This window comes from Mesorhizobium sp. M0626, from assembly GCF_040320665.1.
Taxonomy (GTDB): domain Bacteria; phylum Pseudomonadota; class Alphaproteobacteria; order Rhizobiales; family Rhizobiaceae; genus Mesorhizobium.
The window spans coordinates 77,988-91,734 of the sequence record NZ_JAMYQD010000005.1 but is presented as its reverse complement, the minus strand read 5'-3'; the positions used below and the strand labels follow the sequence as shown (position 1 = coordinate 91,734).

At 62.7% G+C, this 13,747-nt stretch carries 10 protein-coding genes and 1 riboswitch; of the genes, 3 read left to right on the top strand and 7 right to left on the bottom strand.

All coding sequences use genetic code 11. From position 1 onward, the window contains the following. Nucleotides 1–4 precede the first annotated feature (4 nt). The gene (gene gcvT, locus NKI37_RS07620; protein WP_352787217.1) at nt 5–1,105 is read right to left on the bottom strand and encodes a glycine cleavage system aminomethyltransferase GcvT; all 1,101 of its coding nucleotides are present in this window, start codon (nt 1,103–1,105) and stop codon (nt 5–7) included. Between the two features lie 149 nt (nt 1,106–1,254). Next, a riboswitch (glycine riboswitch) is annotated at nt 1,255–1,341 on the bottom strand. Between the two features lie 199 nt (nt 1,342–1,540). Between gcvT and NKI37_RS07615 the strand changes: the two genes are divergently transcribed. Beyond that, a complete protein-coding gene (locus tag NKI37_RS07615; RefSeq protein ID WP_023710640.1) occupies nt 1,541–2,542 on the top strand; it encodes a hypothetical protein in 1,002 nt (333 codons plus the stop codon). Nucleotides 2,543–2,693: 151 nt separating this feature from the next. Here the strand turns inward: NKI37_RS07615 and NKI37_RS07610 are convergent, their stop codons facing one another. From NKI37_RS07610 to NKI37_RS07585, 6 genes are all read right to left on the bottom strand, one after another. Next, nucleotides 2,694–3,485, bottom strand: a complete 792-nt coding sequence (locus NKI37_RS07610; RefSeq protein ID WP_023822981.1) for a molybdopterin-binding protein — start codon at nt 3,483–3,485, stop codon at nt 2,694–2,696. 1 nt (nt 3,486) lies between these two features. Continuing rightward, complete coding sequence (locus NKI37_RS07605) at nt 3,487–4,362, bottom strand: cytochrome b/b6 domain-containing protein (RefSeq protein ID WP_023822980.1); 876 nt, start codon at nt 4,360–4,362, stop codon at nt 3,487–3,489. A 136-nt stretch (nt 4,363–4,498) separates the two neighbouring features. Further along, on the bottom strand, nt 4,499–5,191 hold the full coding sequence (locus tag NKI37_RS07600; RefSeq protein WP_023688301.1) for a DUF1345 domain-containing protein: 693 nt from the start codon (nt 5,189–5,191) through the stop codon (nt 4,499–4,501). Nucleotides 5,192–5,212: 21 nt separating this feature from the next. Further along, nucleotides 5,213–5,686: a YaiI/YqxD family protein gene (locus NKI37_RS07595; protein ID WP_023691149.1), complete on the bottom strand. Its 474-nt coding sequence runs from the start codon at nt 5,684–5,686 to the stop codon at nt 5,213–5,215. A gap of 64 nt (nt 5,687–5,750) precedes the next feature. Then, nucleotides 5,751–6,320, bottom strand: a complete 570-nt coding sequence (gene gfa, locus NKI37_RS07590) for an S-(hydroxymethyl)glutathione synthase (RefSeq protein WP_352787215.1) — start codon at nt 6,318–6,320, stop codon at nt 5,751–5,753. Between the two features lie 122 nt (nt 6,321–6,442). Then, entirely contained in the window at nt 6,443–7,570 is a 1,128-nt protein-coding gene (locus NKI37_RS07585) for an S-(hydroxymethyl)glutathione dehydrogenase/class III alcohol dehydrogenase (protein WP_023681583.1), read from the bottom strand. 237 nt (nt 7,571–7,807) lie between these two features. Here NKI37_RS07585 and NKI37_RS07580 point away from each other — a divergent pair, with 237 nt between their 5' ends. Both NKI37_RS07580 and dnaE read left to right on the top strand, forming a co-directional pair. After that, a complete protein-coding gene (locus NKI37_RS07580) occupies nt 7,808–9,820 on the top strand; it encodes an acetyl-CoA carboxylase biotin carboxylase subunit (RefSeq protein ID WP_023695436.1) in 2,013 nt (670 codons plus the stop codon). Between the two features lie 260 nt (nt 9,821–10,080). Beyond that, the gene (gene dnaE / locus NKI37_RS07575) at nt 10,081–13,608 is read left to right on the top strand and encodes a DNA polymerase III subunit alpha (protein ID WP_352787214.1); all 3,528 of its coding nucleotides are present in this window, start codon (nt 10,081–10,083) and stop codon (nt 13,606–13,608) included. Nucleotides 13,609–13,747: the final 139 nt, after the last annotated feature.

Genomic DNA, 13,747 nt, shown 5'->3' with positions numbered 1-13,747 from the left:
GGAATTATCCTTTGCGGTAGCGATGAGGAGTGAAGGGCAAGGAACTGATATCGACCGAGATTTTCCTCCCGCGAACATCGGCGAAGAGTTTCGTGCCCGGCTTGGCCAAGGCCGTTGACACATAGCCCATGGCGACGGGATGGCCGGCCGAGGGGCCGAAGCCGCCTGATGTCACGTGGCCGGCCGGATTGCCGTCGGCATCGAACAAAGCAGCGCCGGCGCGCACCGGCTGGCGGCCGTCCGGCTTCAGGCCGACGCGCTTTTGCGACGACCCGCGCTCCAGGATGGACCGCAGCGCATCGGCGCCGATGAAGGATCCGCCGGCGCGGAGATCTTTGGGGATCGCCCACATCAGGCCGGCACTCGCCGGATCGATCTCCGGCGTGATGTCCTGGCCGTGCAGGCACAGGCCGGCCTCCAACCGCAGCGAGTCGCGGGCAGCAAGGCCGATCCACAACACACGCTCGTCCTCGATCAGTTTCGTGGCCAGAGCGCGCGCATCCGCCTCCGGCAGGCCGATCTCGAAGCCGTCCTCGCCGGTGTAGCCGGAGCGGCTCATGAACCAGTTTTGCTTCGGCTCGAAGCCATGCATGAACAAGAGCGAGCCGGTCTCGATGCCGGCGCGGGACAAGGCAGCCCAGGCTTCGGGCCCCTGGATCGCCAGGAAGACGCGATCGAGCGCATCGACCTTCACGTCGAAATCGGTCGCCAGCGCACGCAAATGCTTCTCGTCCTCGACCGCATTCCCGGCGTTGGCGACCACCATGAAGCGCTCGGCGCCGAGCCGGGTGACGATCAGATCGTCGATGATCCCGGCGGCCTCGTTGAGGAAGAAGGTATATTTGGACTGTGAAATCTCAAGCGCGCCGGCATCGAGCGGACTGGCGCGGTTGAGCAGTGCCGCAGCGCCCGGTCCGCTGATCTCGAACAGCTTCATATGCGAAATGTCGAACAGGCCGGCATGTTCGCGGGTGTGAAGGTGCTCCTTCATCACGCCGGCCGGATAGGTCAGCGGCATCGACCAGCCCGCAAAGGCGCCAAAGCGTGCGCCGGCGGCGGTGTGCAGATCTTCGAGAGGAAGGTGTTTGGTGTCGTCGCCCGTCATGTCATCTCCAGAGTCGCACGCAATCGGCCGCTGCTGGCGACCAGTCCGTGCCCCTCTGTCTGAAGCCTGAGAGACTCGCGCAACCGGAACTCTGTCGGCGACGCTTACACCTTCGGCGCGGGGGCAAGCCCCGACTTTCCAGAGTGTCTTTCCCGTCTACGGTTCTTTTGCCTGAGAGATTTCGGGCGATTTCCCCTTCGGCGGCAGCTCGCGCTGCTCTCTCCCGCAAACAGGTAGGACTCAAAACTTAAGCCCTCGACGCGCCATCCATAGCTTGTCGGCGACACCTTGTCACCTGCCAGCGACACGTAAAGCGCGTCGTCTTTACAGTCTTCGCTAACCACGCCGTTTGCCGGTTTTTCAAGACAATGGCGATATTCTGGGCTGACGGTTTGGCCGGCAATTGCGTTGGGCACGGCGGATGGGGATTGACAGATGGGCGAACGGATCGGGAGCGCGCCGGTGGCGGGGCTGGCCTCGAAGGACCGCATCACGGCGGAAGATGTCGTCATGCTGCGTCGCGAAGTGTTCGCCGACGGCGTGGTGACGCGCGGCGAGGCTGAAGCACTGTTCGCGCTCGATGCGACAGCGACGGACAAATGCCCGCAATGGCCTGAATTCTTCGTCGAGGCCGTTACCGACTACATCGTCCACCAGGAAAAGCCGGCAGGCTATATCTCTGAAGACAATGCCGGTTGGCTGATCCAGACCATCTCGCGCGACGGAATGGTCGACAGTGTGACCGAACTGGAGCTGCTGGTGCATGTGCTGGAAAGGGCGAAATCATCGCCCGGCCGGCTCTCCGCCTATGCGCTCGAGCAGGTCGCCAACGCGGTGGTCGACGGCAAGGGACCACTGATGCTCGGCGGCGCGCTGGTTCCCGGGCTGGTCGCCAAGGCAGAGGTCGATCTGTTGCGCCGCATTCTCCATGCCTATGGCGGCGACGGTAACATCGCCATCACACGGGTTGAGGCCGAGGTGCTGTTCCAGATCAACGAGCAGACCGCAGCGGCCCACAACGACCCGTCCTGGAACGACCTGTTCGTCAAGGCGCTCGCCAATTTCGTCATGTGTTCGGCCGGCTACGAAGCGCCGACGCGCGATGTGGCGCTGCGTCGTGACAGTTTCTTGGACCAGGTCGAGCCCGAAATTGGTGGCTTCTTCAGCCGCATGGTGTCGGGCGGACTGGCCGGCATCATGGAAGCCTATCGTTCGCCCGGCGATATCGAGGCCGAATGGGAGTCGAAGAACCGTGCCGCCGAGGCACTCGCGCGCCGCGCCGAGACGATCGACGCCAGCGAGGCGAAATGGCTGGCCGATCGCATCGGCACCGACCGCCCGCTGCGTGACAATGAACGCGCGCTGCTGACGCTGATCAAACTCGCCTCGCCGGAGATACATCCGGCGCTCAAGCCACTGCTCGACAAGGTTGCTTAAGCCGCGCCGTTTTCTGCGACCGTTTTGCAGAGGACGATATTGGAGTGTCTTCAGGCCAATCGCCAAGTTCGGCCACGCGCTCGAAACCGGCTTCCTCAGGCAAGCTCGGTTCGGTCGGAGTCAGATCGTGCTCGGTCAGAATGCGAGGCCATCAAATCCCGCCATACCAGTCATAGCCATTGTCTTCCCAATAGCCGCCGCGGCCGCCGCCGATATTGGCAAAACTGTCGACGAGCTCGATCTTGTAGAGATACTTCGGCATCTTGTAGCCGAGCTGTCGTTCGACGCGCACGCGCAGCGGCGCGCCGTTTTCGACCGGCAGCGGCTTGCCGTTGAGGCCGTAGGCCAGGATCGTCTGCGGGTGGCGGGCATCGATCAGGTCGATGGTGCCGTAATATTTGATTTCCCCGGAGAGGCTGCGATCGATCGTATCGAGGCAGTGGAACATGACATAGCGGGCCTGCGGCTTGACCACAGCCTGGTCGAGCACCAGCGACAGCGGGGTGCCGGTCCATTTGGCGATGCAGCTCCAGCCTTCGACACAGTCGTGGCGGGTGATCTGCGTGCGGCTCGGCATGTTCTCCAACTGCTCGCGGCTGAGCGACAGCGGCTTTTCGACCAGGCCCGTTACCTCCAGCCGCCAGTCGGCGAAATTGTTGGCGAGCAGGCCCTTGTAGGTGTCATCGTCGGGCGCGGTGACGCCGTTCGGCCGCTGCGGCTGGCGGATGTCGGCCTCGGTGAATTCCGGCGCCAGAGCATCGCGGCCGGCAAGCCAGCGTTGCGCGCGGTAGGTCAGGCCATTGGCGTTTTCGAGGAAACTGCGCAGGCCATCGCCCATGCCGAGCTGGCTGTCGAAGGCATCGCAGCCCGACAACATGATGCCGGAAACGCCGAGGCCGGCACCCGTCAGGAACTTTCGGCGGCTGATCGGGAATTTGGCCATCTCACGCACTCCTCTCGCTGTCGCCATGCGTTGGCGGATCCGTGCGGTACCAGCCGGTGATGATCGAGCGCAGTTCGTTGATCGGGCCGGCAGCGAGGATCATCATCATATGGACGATGAAAAAGCCGACCAGCAGCACCATCACCGTGAAATGGATGGTGCGCGCCGTCTGCCGGCCGCCGAGCACTTCGTTTAACCAGGGCAGCACCGAGTTCATGCTCGGTGACATGGCGAGGCCGGTGATGATCATGAGTGGCAACAGCACGAACAGCACGCCGCCATAGGCTATTTTCTGCAGCGTGTTGTATTCGCGTGTGTGGTGGAACCTGAGCTTGGCGTGCTCGATGATGTCCTGCGGCAGCCGCTTGAGATCGTCAAGGCGCGGCGCCAGATCGCGGCGCAGATGGCCGTTGACCAGGCTGGCGACCAGCCAGACGACCAGGGTGGTGGTCAGTATCCAGGCGAAGAAGAAATGCACGACGCGGGCGGTGCCGAGATCGTAATAGGACGGGATTGTCGCCCAGGAGGGGAAGGCGCGCGAGGTTTGCTGACCGGCCGGGCCCGACCAGCCGAGCACGCCGGTGGTGTCGAAGCGATGGCCGAAGATTTCGGTATAGCCGCGCGGGCCGGTGGCGGTGTTTTCGGCGCCGATGGCAAAGACGGTGTTGTTGTACTCGAAGCCGGATTGCTTGCCGATGTAGAGCTGCGGCCGGGCATTGAAGATCTGCAGGCCGGACAAAAGCATGAAGAACAGCGAGATCGCCCACAGCCAGTGCGTCAGGCGGGTCCAGCGCGATTGCCGGTAGATCAGCGTCGCATCCTTCGTTGAGGCGGCATCGACGCCTGCGCCGGGCTGACTCACGGTAATGGTTTCCATCTTTTCCTCGCCTCCGGCTGCGCGATCCTGGGATGGCCGCGCTCGTCCTTGTCCTCCCAATACGTCGCTATCGAAAGCGATGTTTCATGCGGTCACGTTTTTATTACGGGCACGGGTTTATCGCGGGCACGGATACTCAATTGCCGAGGCTCACCGCGAGATTGACGACGGCGGCGACGATGACGGCGTTGAAGAAGAACGACAGGATCGAATGGACAAGCACCACGCGGCGCATATGCGAGGTCGTGATCGCGGTGTCGGCGGTCTGCGCGGTCATGCCGATCACCGTCGCGAAATAGAGAAAGTCCCAACCGTCCGGCCGTTTGCTGCCGGGAAAATCGAGGCCGCCGACCGGTATCTTCTTCTTGGTTTCGGCATCGATCGCGTCGCCGTCCATCCAGTAGACATGCGCATAGTGGAGGGCGGCCATGGCATGGATGGTGAACCAGCCAAGCGGGATCGACAGCATGGCGAAGCCGAGTTCGATGGGGTCGCGATCCTTGTGATTGATCAAAAGGAACAGCAGGACAATGGCCATGGCGACGATGCCGAGCGTGATGGCAAAGATGCCCAGCACTGGGAGGTCCAGTTCGCGCGCGTTCTTGCTGAGATAGCGGCCGGACAGCAGCGGCATCTTGGCGATGACGAGCGCGATGAAGACGACGAAGAAGGAATCGGCGGCAATCGAGATCGAATAGGCAAGCCGCGTGGAGACGGGGAGCGATCCAATCAAAGGCAATACCGCGGCAAATACGACCAGACCGACGGCTAGCGACACAAAGAACTGCTTGTGCCGCTGCAAGGGGTTATTCGGCGATGTGTCGGCCATAGCCCGACCTCGGATGATGCTTCACGTCTGGTCGGGTGTGACGGATTTCAGAGCCCGCCGCAAGATACGGTCGAGCTCACCCAGGAAACGCGAGCGATCCTGTGGCGCAAAGCTGGCATTGTAGCCCTTGCTCTCGCCGGTTTCGCGCAGATGCTGCTTCAAATCGCGCATTGCAACCGCCATGCCGATGGTCTCCGGCGTGAACGGCCGGCCGGTTGGCCCAAGCACATGCGCGCCGAGCCCCACGGTGCGAGCGGCAAGCGGGATGTCGGCGGTGATCACGATGTCGTTGGGTTTTGCGTTCTCGACGATCCAATCGTCAGCGGCATCGGCGCTTTTAGAGACGACGACGTTGCGAATCATCGGATCGCGCGACGGACGCAGCCCGCCATTGGAGACGTAGGTGACGACCACGCCATGGCGCTCGGCGACCTTCTCGACCTCGGCTTTCACCGGGCAGGCGTCGGCGTCGACGTAGATGGCGGGTGCGGGCATTATCTCTCCAAAACGGACATGGGGCCGGCATGTTACCCGGCCCCATGCCAGAAATCTCGTACCGTCAGGCCGGCAGCGCGCCCGACTTCTTCGCCGTCCAGGTGGCTATGTAATCCATCAGGCCGGGGTTGAGACAGTCATAGGGTTCGAGGCCGATCGATTTCAACTGGCCGCGGATGCCGTCCATGCGCTTGGGGTCGACACCGGATTCGATGATCGACGAGACGAAAGCGGTGAAGCCCGGCGGTGACCAGCCGTCTTCCTCGAAGCGCTCGGGATGGATGAAGGACAGACCCTTGAACGGATGGTCGCGCTCGACCGGTCCGTGCATATGGACACCGCAGCCGGTGCAGGCGTGACGCTGGATAAGTGCCGAGGGGTCGACCACTTTCAGCTTGTCGCCGTTTTCGGTGACTGTGACATCGCCGGTGCCGGCTACGGCCACGACCGAGAACACCGCGCCGTCAGGCTTCCAGCATTTGGTGCAGCCGCAGGCATGGTTGTGGGCGATCTGGCCCTTGACCGTCACCTTCACCGGCTTGCTGGTGCAGGCGCAGACCAGCGTGCCGCCGGCAAAGCTTGCGCTCTCCTTTGGCAAGCCATTGTCGATTTTGGGATGCAGTTTCTCAGGCATTGTCTTCCTCCCTTGTTGAACCTGTGCAACTTCAGTCGCTGGCCCTTCGGTCGGCGGCTTGTTCTTCCTCCGTTTGGTGTGCGATCGGACGCAAAACCGGGCGCCACTTTTGCTGATCGCACTTAGTAAACGACGACGCTCCTGATCGACTTGCCCTCATGCATGAGATCAAAACCCTTGTTGATGTCCTCAAGCTTCAGCAAATGGGTGATCATCGGGTCGATCTGGATCTTGCCGTCCATGTACCAGTCGACGATTTTCGGCACGTCAGTGCGGCCGCGTGCGCCGCCAAAGGCGGTGCCCATCCAGGTGCGGCCGGTGACCAGCTGGAACGGCCGGGTCGAAATCTCCTGGCCGGCGCCGGCCACGCCGATGACGACCGACTTGCCCCAGCCGCGATGCGAGGCTTCCAGCGCCTGGCGCATCACCTTGGTGTTGCCGGTGCAGTCGAATGTGTAGTCGGCGCCGCCGATCTGGTCGGCGCCGCGCTTGGTCAAGTTGACGAGGTGAGGAACGATGTCGCCGTCGATCTCCTTCGGATTGACGAAATGCGTCATGCCGAAGCGCTCGCCCCATGCCTTCTTGTCGTTGTTGAGGTCGACACCGATGATCATGTCAGCGCCGGCGAGCTTCAGGCCCTGGATGACGTTGAGGCCGATGCCACCGAGACCAAAGACGACAGCAGTCGCGCCTTGCTCGACCTTCGCGGTGTTGATGACCGCGCCGATGCCGGTGGTGACGCCGCAACCAATGTAGCAGATTTTGTCGAAGGGCGCGTCCGGGTTGACCTTGGCGACGGCGATCTCGGGCAAAACGGTGAAATTGGAGAAGGTCGAGCAGCCCATATAGTGGAAGATCTTGTCCTTGCCGATCGAGAAGCGCGAGGAGCCATCGGGCATCAAGCCTTGGCCCTGCGTGGCGCGGATGGCGGTGCACAAATTGGTCTTGCGCGACAGGCAGGATGGGCACTGCCGGCATTCCGGCGTGTAGAGCGGGATGACGTGGTCGCCCTTCTTGACCGAGGTGACGCCCTTGCCGACATCGACGACAACGCCAGCGCCTTCATGGCCGAGGATTGCCGGAAACAGGCCTTCGGGATCGGCGCCCGACAGGGTGAACTCGTCGGTGTGGCAGATGCCGGTCGCCTTGATCTCGACCAGCACCTCGCCTTCGCGCGGTCCGTCGAGGTCGACCTCCATGATTTCCAACGGCTTTCCGGCGGCGACAGCGACAGCGGCGCGGGTTTTCATCAGGCAATTCCTCCCAAGGCGATTGGTCTTCAGGCTTTCAGGGTTTTTATACTGTTTCAACCCGATTTGGCGACCAAATATGGCGCAAATCTTGGCCCAGTCGTCGGCGAGCCCAACCTTCGCCCCTCGGCACGGGCCTGGCGGGCAGGGAGTGTCTTGATGGGTGCGCTGCCGGCGGTGCTTGAGCCCGGCTGCCGAAGCCCATAAGAAGGACGAAAGACCGAGGAAACGCCTTCGATGTTCACGAAAATCCTGATCGCCAATCGCGGCGAGATTGCTTGCCGCGTCATCAAGACGGCGCGCAGGATGGGGATTGCCACCGTAGCGGTCTATTCCGACGCCGATCGCGACGCCGTGCACGTCGAAATGGCCGACGAAGCCGTGCATATCGGGCCATCGCCTGCCGCGCAAAGCTATCTTCTGCCTGAAAAGATCATCGCTGCCTGCAAGGAGACGGGCGCGCAGGCCGTGCATCCCGGCTACGGTTTTCTGTCGGAGCGGGCCGCCTTCTGCGAAGCGCTTGAGGCTGAGGGCATTGTCTTCATCGGTCCGAAACCCAAGGCGATCAAGGCGATGGGCGACAAGATCGAATCGAAGAAGTTCGCCAAGGCCGCTGAGGTGTCGACGGTTCCCGGCTGGCTTGGTGTCATCGAAAATGCCGACCATGCCGAAAAGATCGCCGGCGAGATCGGTTATCCCGTGATGATCAAGGCCTCGGCCGGCGGCGGCGGTAAAGGCATGCGCATTGCCTGGAGCCAGTCGGAAGTGCGCGACGGCTTCGACCGGGCGCGCTCGGAGGCGAAAAGCTCGTTCGGCGACGACCGCGTCTTCATCGAAAAGTTCGTCGTCGATCCGCGTCATATCGAAATCCAGGTGCTGGCCGACGCGCATGGCACCGCCCTCTATCTCGGCGAGCGCGAATGCTCGATCCAGCGTCGGAACCAGAAGGTGGCGGAAGAGGCGCCGTCGCCATTCCTCGATGCCAGGACGCGCAAGGCGATGGGCGAGCAGGCCGTGGCGCTGGCCAAGGCGGTCGACTACCAGAGCGCCGGCACCGTCGAGTTCATCGTCGATGCTGAAAAGAACTTCTATTTCCTTGAAATGAATACACGATTGCAGGTCGAGCATCCGGTGACGGAGCTTGTTACCGGCATCGACCTGGTCGAGCAGATGATCCGCGTCGCCGCCGGCGAGAAGCTGGCGATCGAGCAGAGCGACGTCACGCTGAACGGCTGGGCGGTGGAAAGCCGGCTCTATGCCGAGGATCCCTATCGCAATTTCCTGCCCTCGATCGGCCGGTTGACGCGCTACCGGCCGCCGGAGGAGGGCACGTTCGGCGATGTCGTCATCCGCAACGACACCGGCGTCACCGAAGGCTCCGAGATTCCGATGTTCTATGATCCGATGGTGGCAAAACTCTGCACCTGGGCGCCCACGCGTATCGAGGCCATCGATGCCATGTCGGAAGCGCTGGACAGTTTCGTCGTCGACGGCATCGAGCACAACATCCCGTTCCTGGCGGCGCTGATGCAGCATCCGCGCTGGCGCGAGGGGCGGATATCGACGGGCTTCATCGCCGAGGAATATCCTGACGGCTTCGCGCCGATCGTGCCCAATGGCGATGAAAAGGCAGTGCTGGCGGCGATCGCCACCGCGGTCGAGCTTCTGCGCCGCGATCGGCTTGACCGGCTGGGCGGGCGGCTGGCGCCGCATTCGGGCGCACTCAAGCGCGATTGGGTGGTGAAGCTCGGCGACGACTATCTCCAGGCTTCGATCATCGAGGGCATGATCTCCATTCCGATGGAAATCGATCTGTCGGTCGATGGCGGCAAAGCGCTGACCGTGGCGTCCGACTGGCGGCCGGGCGACCTCATCTGGCGCGGCACTGTCGGTGCCCGCAAGGTCACGGCGCAGATCAGGCCGCTGCCGAACGGCCTGCGCATTGCCTGGAAGGGCATGTCGGTGACGGCGCGCGCCATGCTGCCGCGAACGGCTGAACTGGAAAGGCTGATGCCGGAAAAGGTGGCGCCGGACACGTCCAAGATGCTGCTTTGCCCGATGCCGGGCCTGGTGGTGTCGATCGCGGTTGCCGAGGGGCAGGAGGTCAAGGCCGGCGAGACGCTGGCCGTGGTCGAGGCGATGAAGATGGAAAACGTGTTGCGCGCCGACCGCGATCTTGTCGTGTCGAAGCTCAACGCCAAGCCGGGTGACAGCCTGGCTGTGGATGCGGTGATCATGGAGTTCGCCTAGAGATTGTTTGGAAATTCTACTCCGGCGGCCATCTGAAGGCGGTTTCTGCGCTTCCCGTGCTCACGGACCAATGGCCGCTGCGCTCCGGTTCTCGAAACCACCATCATATGACTCGCCAGAGCGAATTTCGAACAATCTCTGAGCCGTGCGGCTGGGTACGGAAGCCTGTGGTCGGTGGTCATTTGTGCTGGACTGGCATCGCCCGGTCCGGGACAATACATCTCCATCGACTCAAAGCCCTTCGAGCAATTTGATACATCATGGCGGATGACAAACTTCCACGCGATCCCCTGAAGCGCGAAGCAGCGCTCGCTGCTGCGCGCCCTGAGGCACCGGCGCGGCGGTTCATCCATCTGCGCGTGCATTCGGCGTATTCGCTGCTCGAGGGAGCCTTGCAGGTCGCCGCCGTTGTCGGTCATGCCGTCAAGGACGAGTGCCCGGCAATCGCCGTCACCGACACAAACAATCTGTTCGGCGCGCTGGAATTTGCCCAGAAGGCGGTGAAGGAAGGCATCCAGCCGATTATCGGCTGCCAAATCGATCTCGCCTTTTCCGGCGAGACCAGTGACGCACAGCGCGACCGCCGCCGCAACGGGCCGGAGATGAACGCCGTGGTGCTGCTCGCCGCCACTGAGGTTGGCTATAGCAACCTCGTCAGGCTGGTCAGCCAGGTCTATCTGGAGACGCCGCCGGGCGAGCCCGTACATCTGACGTCAGCAATGCTGGAAGGCCATAGCGATGGCCTGATCTGCCTCAGCGGCGGGCCGCGCGGCCCGATCGGCCGGGCGCTGAAGGAGGATCGCCGAGATCTTGCCGAGACGCGGCTTCTGGCACTCAAGGCGCTGTTCGGCGACCGGCTCTATGTCGAACTGGACCGCGTTTCCGGCTATGACCGCGCCATCGAGAAATCATCGGTCGATCTTGCCTATACCCATGATCTGCCGCTGGTCGCCACGAATGAGGCGTTCTTCGCCGCCCGCGACGACTATGACGCGCATGATGCGCTGATCGCCATTGCCGAAGGGTCGGTCGTTGCCGCCGACAACCGCCGCCGCCTGACATCGGACAATTTCCTGCGCAGCCAGGCCGATATGGCAAGGCTGTTTGCCGACCTGCCTGAGGCGATCGACAACACCGTCGAGATCGCCCTGCGCTGTTCCTACTATCCCAAGACCCGCAACCCGATCCTGCCGCGCTTTACCGGCGGCGATGTCGCCGACAATGAGGTGGCGCTGAAGGCCGAGGCCGATGAACTGCGCCGGCAGGCCCATGAAGGTCTCGACGCCCGGCTGGCGGCGCATGGACCCACCGCCGGCTACACGGTCGAACAATACCGCGAGCGGCTCGATTTCGAGCTCTCCATCATCGAGAAGATGAAATTTCCCGGTTACTTCCTGATCGTGGCCGACTTCATCAAATGGGCGAAGGCGCAAGGCATTCCGGTCGGGCCGGGCCGCGGTTCTGGCGCCGGATCGCTGGTCGCTTATTCCACGACCATCACCGATATCGATCCGCTGCGCTTCTCGCTGCTGTTCGAGCGCTTCCTCAACCCCGACCGCGTGTCGATGCCCGACTTCGACATCGACTTCTGCCAGGACCGGCGCGAAGAGGTCATCCGCTACGTCCAGCAGAAATATGGCCGCGACCAGGTGGGACAAATCATCACCTTCGGTACGCTGCAGGCGCGCGCGGTGCTGCGCGACGTCGGCCGCGTGCTGCAAATGCCTTACGGCCAAGTCGACAAGCTCTCCAAAATGGTGCCGCAGAACCCGGCCAATCCGGTCAAGCTGGCGGATGCCATCGCCAACGAGCCGCGCTTTGCCGAGGAGGCCGAGAAGGAGCCAATCGTGCAGACGCTGCTCGATATGGCGCAAAAGCTGGAAGGGCTCTACCGCCACGCTTCGACGCACGCCGCCGGCATCGTCATCGGCGACCGGCCCTTGTCGGAACTGGTGCCGATGTACCGCGATCCGCGCTCCGACATGCCGGTCACCCAGTTCAACATGAAATATGTCGAACAGGCCGGGCTGGTGAAGTTCGACTTCCTCGGCCTGAAGACGCTGACCGTGCTGGAGACGGCGGTGAAGCTGATCCGCCGGCGCGGCATCGAGATCGACCTGGCGACGATCCCGCTCGACGATCCTGAAACCTACGCCATGCTGTCGCGCGGCGAAGTGGTCGGTGTGTTCCAGGTGGAAAGTGCCGGCATGCGCAAGGCGCTGATCGGCATGCGGCCCGACTGCATCGAGGACATCATCGCGCTGGTGGCGCTCTACCGTCCCGGCCCGATGGAGAACATCCCGACCTACAACGCCAGAAAGCATGGCGAAGAGGAGATGGCATCGATCCATCCCAAGATCGACCATCTGGTGAAGGAGACGCAAGGCGTCATCGTCTACCAGGAACAGGTGATGCAAATCGCGCAGGAGCTGTCGGGCTATTCGCTCGGCGAAGCCGACCTGCTGCGCCGCGCCATGGGCAAGAAGATCCGCGCCGAAATGGACAAGCAGCGCGAGCGCTTCGTCACCGGTGCGGTCGAACGCGGTGTCGGCAAGCCGCAGGCCGACTTCATCTTCGACCTTCTGGCCAAGTTCGCCGACTACGGCTTCAACAAATCGCACGCGGCCGCCTACGCCGTCGTGTCCTACCAGACCGCCTATCTCAAGGCGCATTACCCCGTCGAGTTCCTGGCGGCGTCGATGACGCTCGACATGGGCAATACCGACAAACTCGCCGATTTCCGCCAGGATGCGCTGCGTCTCGGCATCGAGGTGGTGGCGCCGTCAGTGATGACCAGCTTCCGCAATTTCGAGGTCGGCGAGAACCGCATTTACTATTCGCTGGCGGCCCTCAAGGGCGTCGGCGACGCTGCGGTCGAGCACATCGTCGCCATGCGCGGCGAAAAGCCGTTCAAGAATCTCGCCGATTTCTGTGAAAGGGTCGATCCCAAGATCGTCGGCAAGCGCGTCTTCGAAAGCCTGATCATGGCCGGCGCGCTCGACTGCTTCGGCCACGACCGCGCCCAGATGATGGCCGGCGTCGAACGGATGATGGGGCTGGCTTCTCTGGCGCAGCAGAATGCCATTTCGGGCCAGCACGACATTTTCGGCGCGTCGCTCGGCGCGCAGCAGCAGGCGCTCAATTTGCCGCAGACCGATCCGTGGCTTGCCGCCGACCGGCTGCACCGCGAATTCCAGGTCGTCGGCTTCTATCTTTCGGCGCATCCGCTCGACGAGTACAAGGCGGCCCTGCAGAAGATGCGCGTGCAAAACTGGGGCGAGTTCTCGGCTGCGGTCAAACGCGGTGCCGCCGCGGGCCGGCTCGCCGGCACCGTCACCACCAAGCAGGAGCGCAAGACCCGAACCGGCAACAAGATGGGCGTCATCGCCTTTTCCGACACATCTGGCCAATATGAAGCCGTGCTGTTTTCGGAAGGGTTGGCGCAGTATCGCGATCTGCTCGAGCCCGGACGTTCGGTGGTGATCACCGTTTCGGCCGAGGATAGGCCCGAAGGGGTCAATCTGCGCATCCAGACGGTGCAGTCGCTGGAGGATGAGGCCAGCCGTATCCAGAAGGCGCTGCGCATCTTCGTTCGAAATGACGGGCCTGCGTCGGCGATTCAATCGCAGCTTACCCAGCGTGGGGAAAGTCAGGTAAGCATTATCGTCATCAAAGAAGAGGCGCAGGGCGAGATCGAGATCGAATTGCCCAACCGCTACCGCATCTCGCCGCAGATCGCGTCGGCCATGCGCGCGGTGCCGGGTGTGGTCGAAGTCGAGCTCGTCTAGGCTGCGCTGATATACACGGCAATCGCATCGACGTCGGCCAGTGCATGACGGCATAAAGATGCTCTGGGCCTGACATTGCAGCCGATAGGGCCAGCGTGCGGGGCGTGGTTGAACTGACCTTCCTTTGAACCACATGCGT

Bases quoted from the DNA above. Each gene is read 5' to 3' on its own strand.
- gcvT (WP_352787217.1), bottom strand. From the start codon at position 1,105: ATGACGGGCGACGACACCAAACACCTTCCTCTCGAAGATCTGCACACC.
- NKI37_RS07615 (WP_023710640.1), top strand. From the start codon at position 1,541: ATGGGCGAACGGATCGGGAGCGCGCCGGTGGCGGGGCTGGCCTCGAAG.
- NKI37_RS07610 (WP_023822981.1), bottom strand. From the start codon at position 3,485: ATGGCCAAATTCCCGATCAGCCGCCGAAAGTTCCTGACGGGTGCCGGC.
- NKI37_RS07605 (WP_023822980.1), bottom strand. From the start codon at position 4,362: ATGGAAACCATTACCGTGAGTCAGCCCGGCGCAGGCGTCGATGCCGCC.
- NKI37_RS07600 (WP_023688301.1), bottom strand. From the start codon at position 5,191: ATGGCCGACACATCGCCGAATAACCCCTTGCAGCGGCACAAGCAGTTC.
- NKI37_RS07595 (WP_023691149.1), bottom strand. From the start codon at position 5,686: ATGCCCGCACCCGCCATCTACGTCGACGCCGACGCCTGCCCGGTGAAA.
- gfa (WP_352787215.1), bottom strand. From the start codon at position 6,320: ATGCCTGAGAAACTGCATCCCAAAATCGACAATGGCTTGCCAAAGGAG.
- NKI37_RS07585 (WP_023681583.1), bottom strand. From the start codon at position 7,570: ATGAAAACCCGCGCCGCTGTCGCTGTCGCCGCCGGAAAGCCGTTGGAA.
- NKI37_RS07580 (WP_023695436.1), top strand. From the start codon at position 7,808: ATGTTCACGAAAATCCTGATCGCCAATCGCGGCGAGATTGCTTGCCGC.
- dnaE (WP_352787214.1), top strand. From the start codon at position 10,081: ATGGCGGATGACAAACTTCCACGCGATCCCCTGAAGCGCGAAGCAGCG.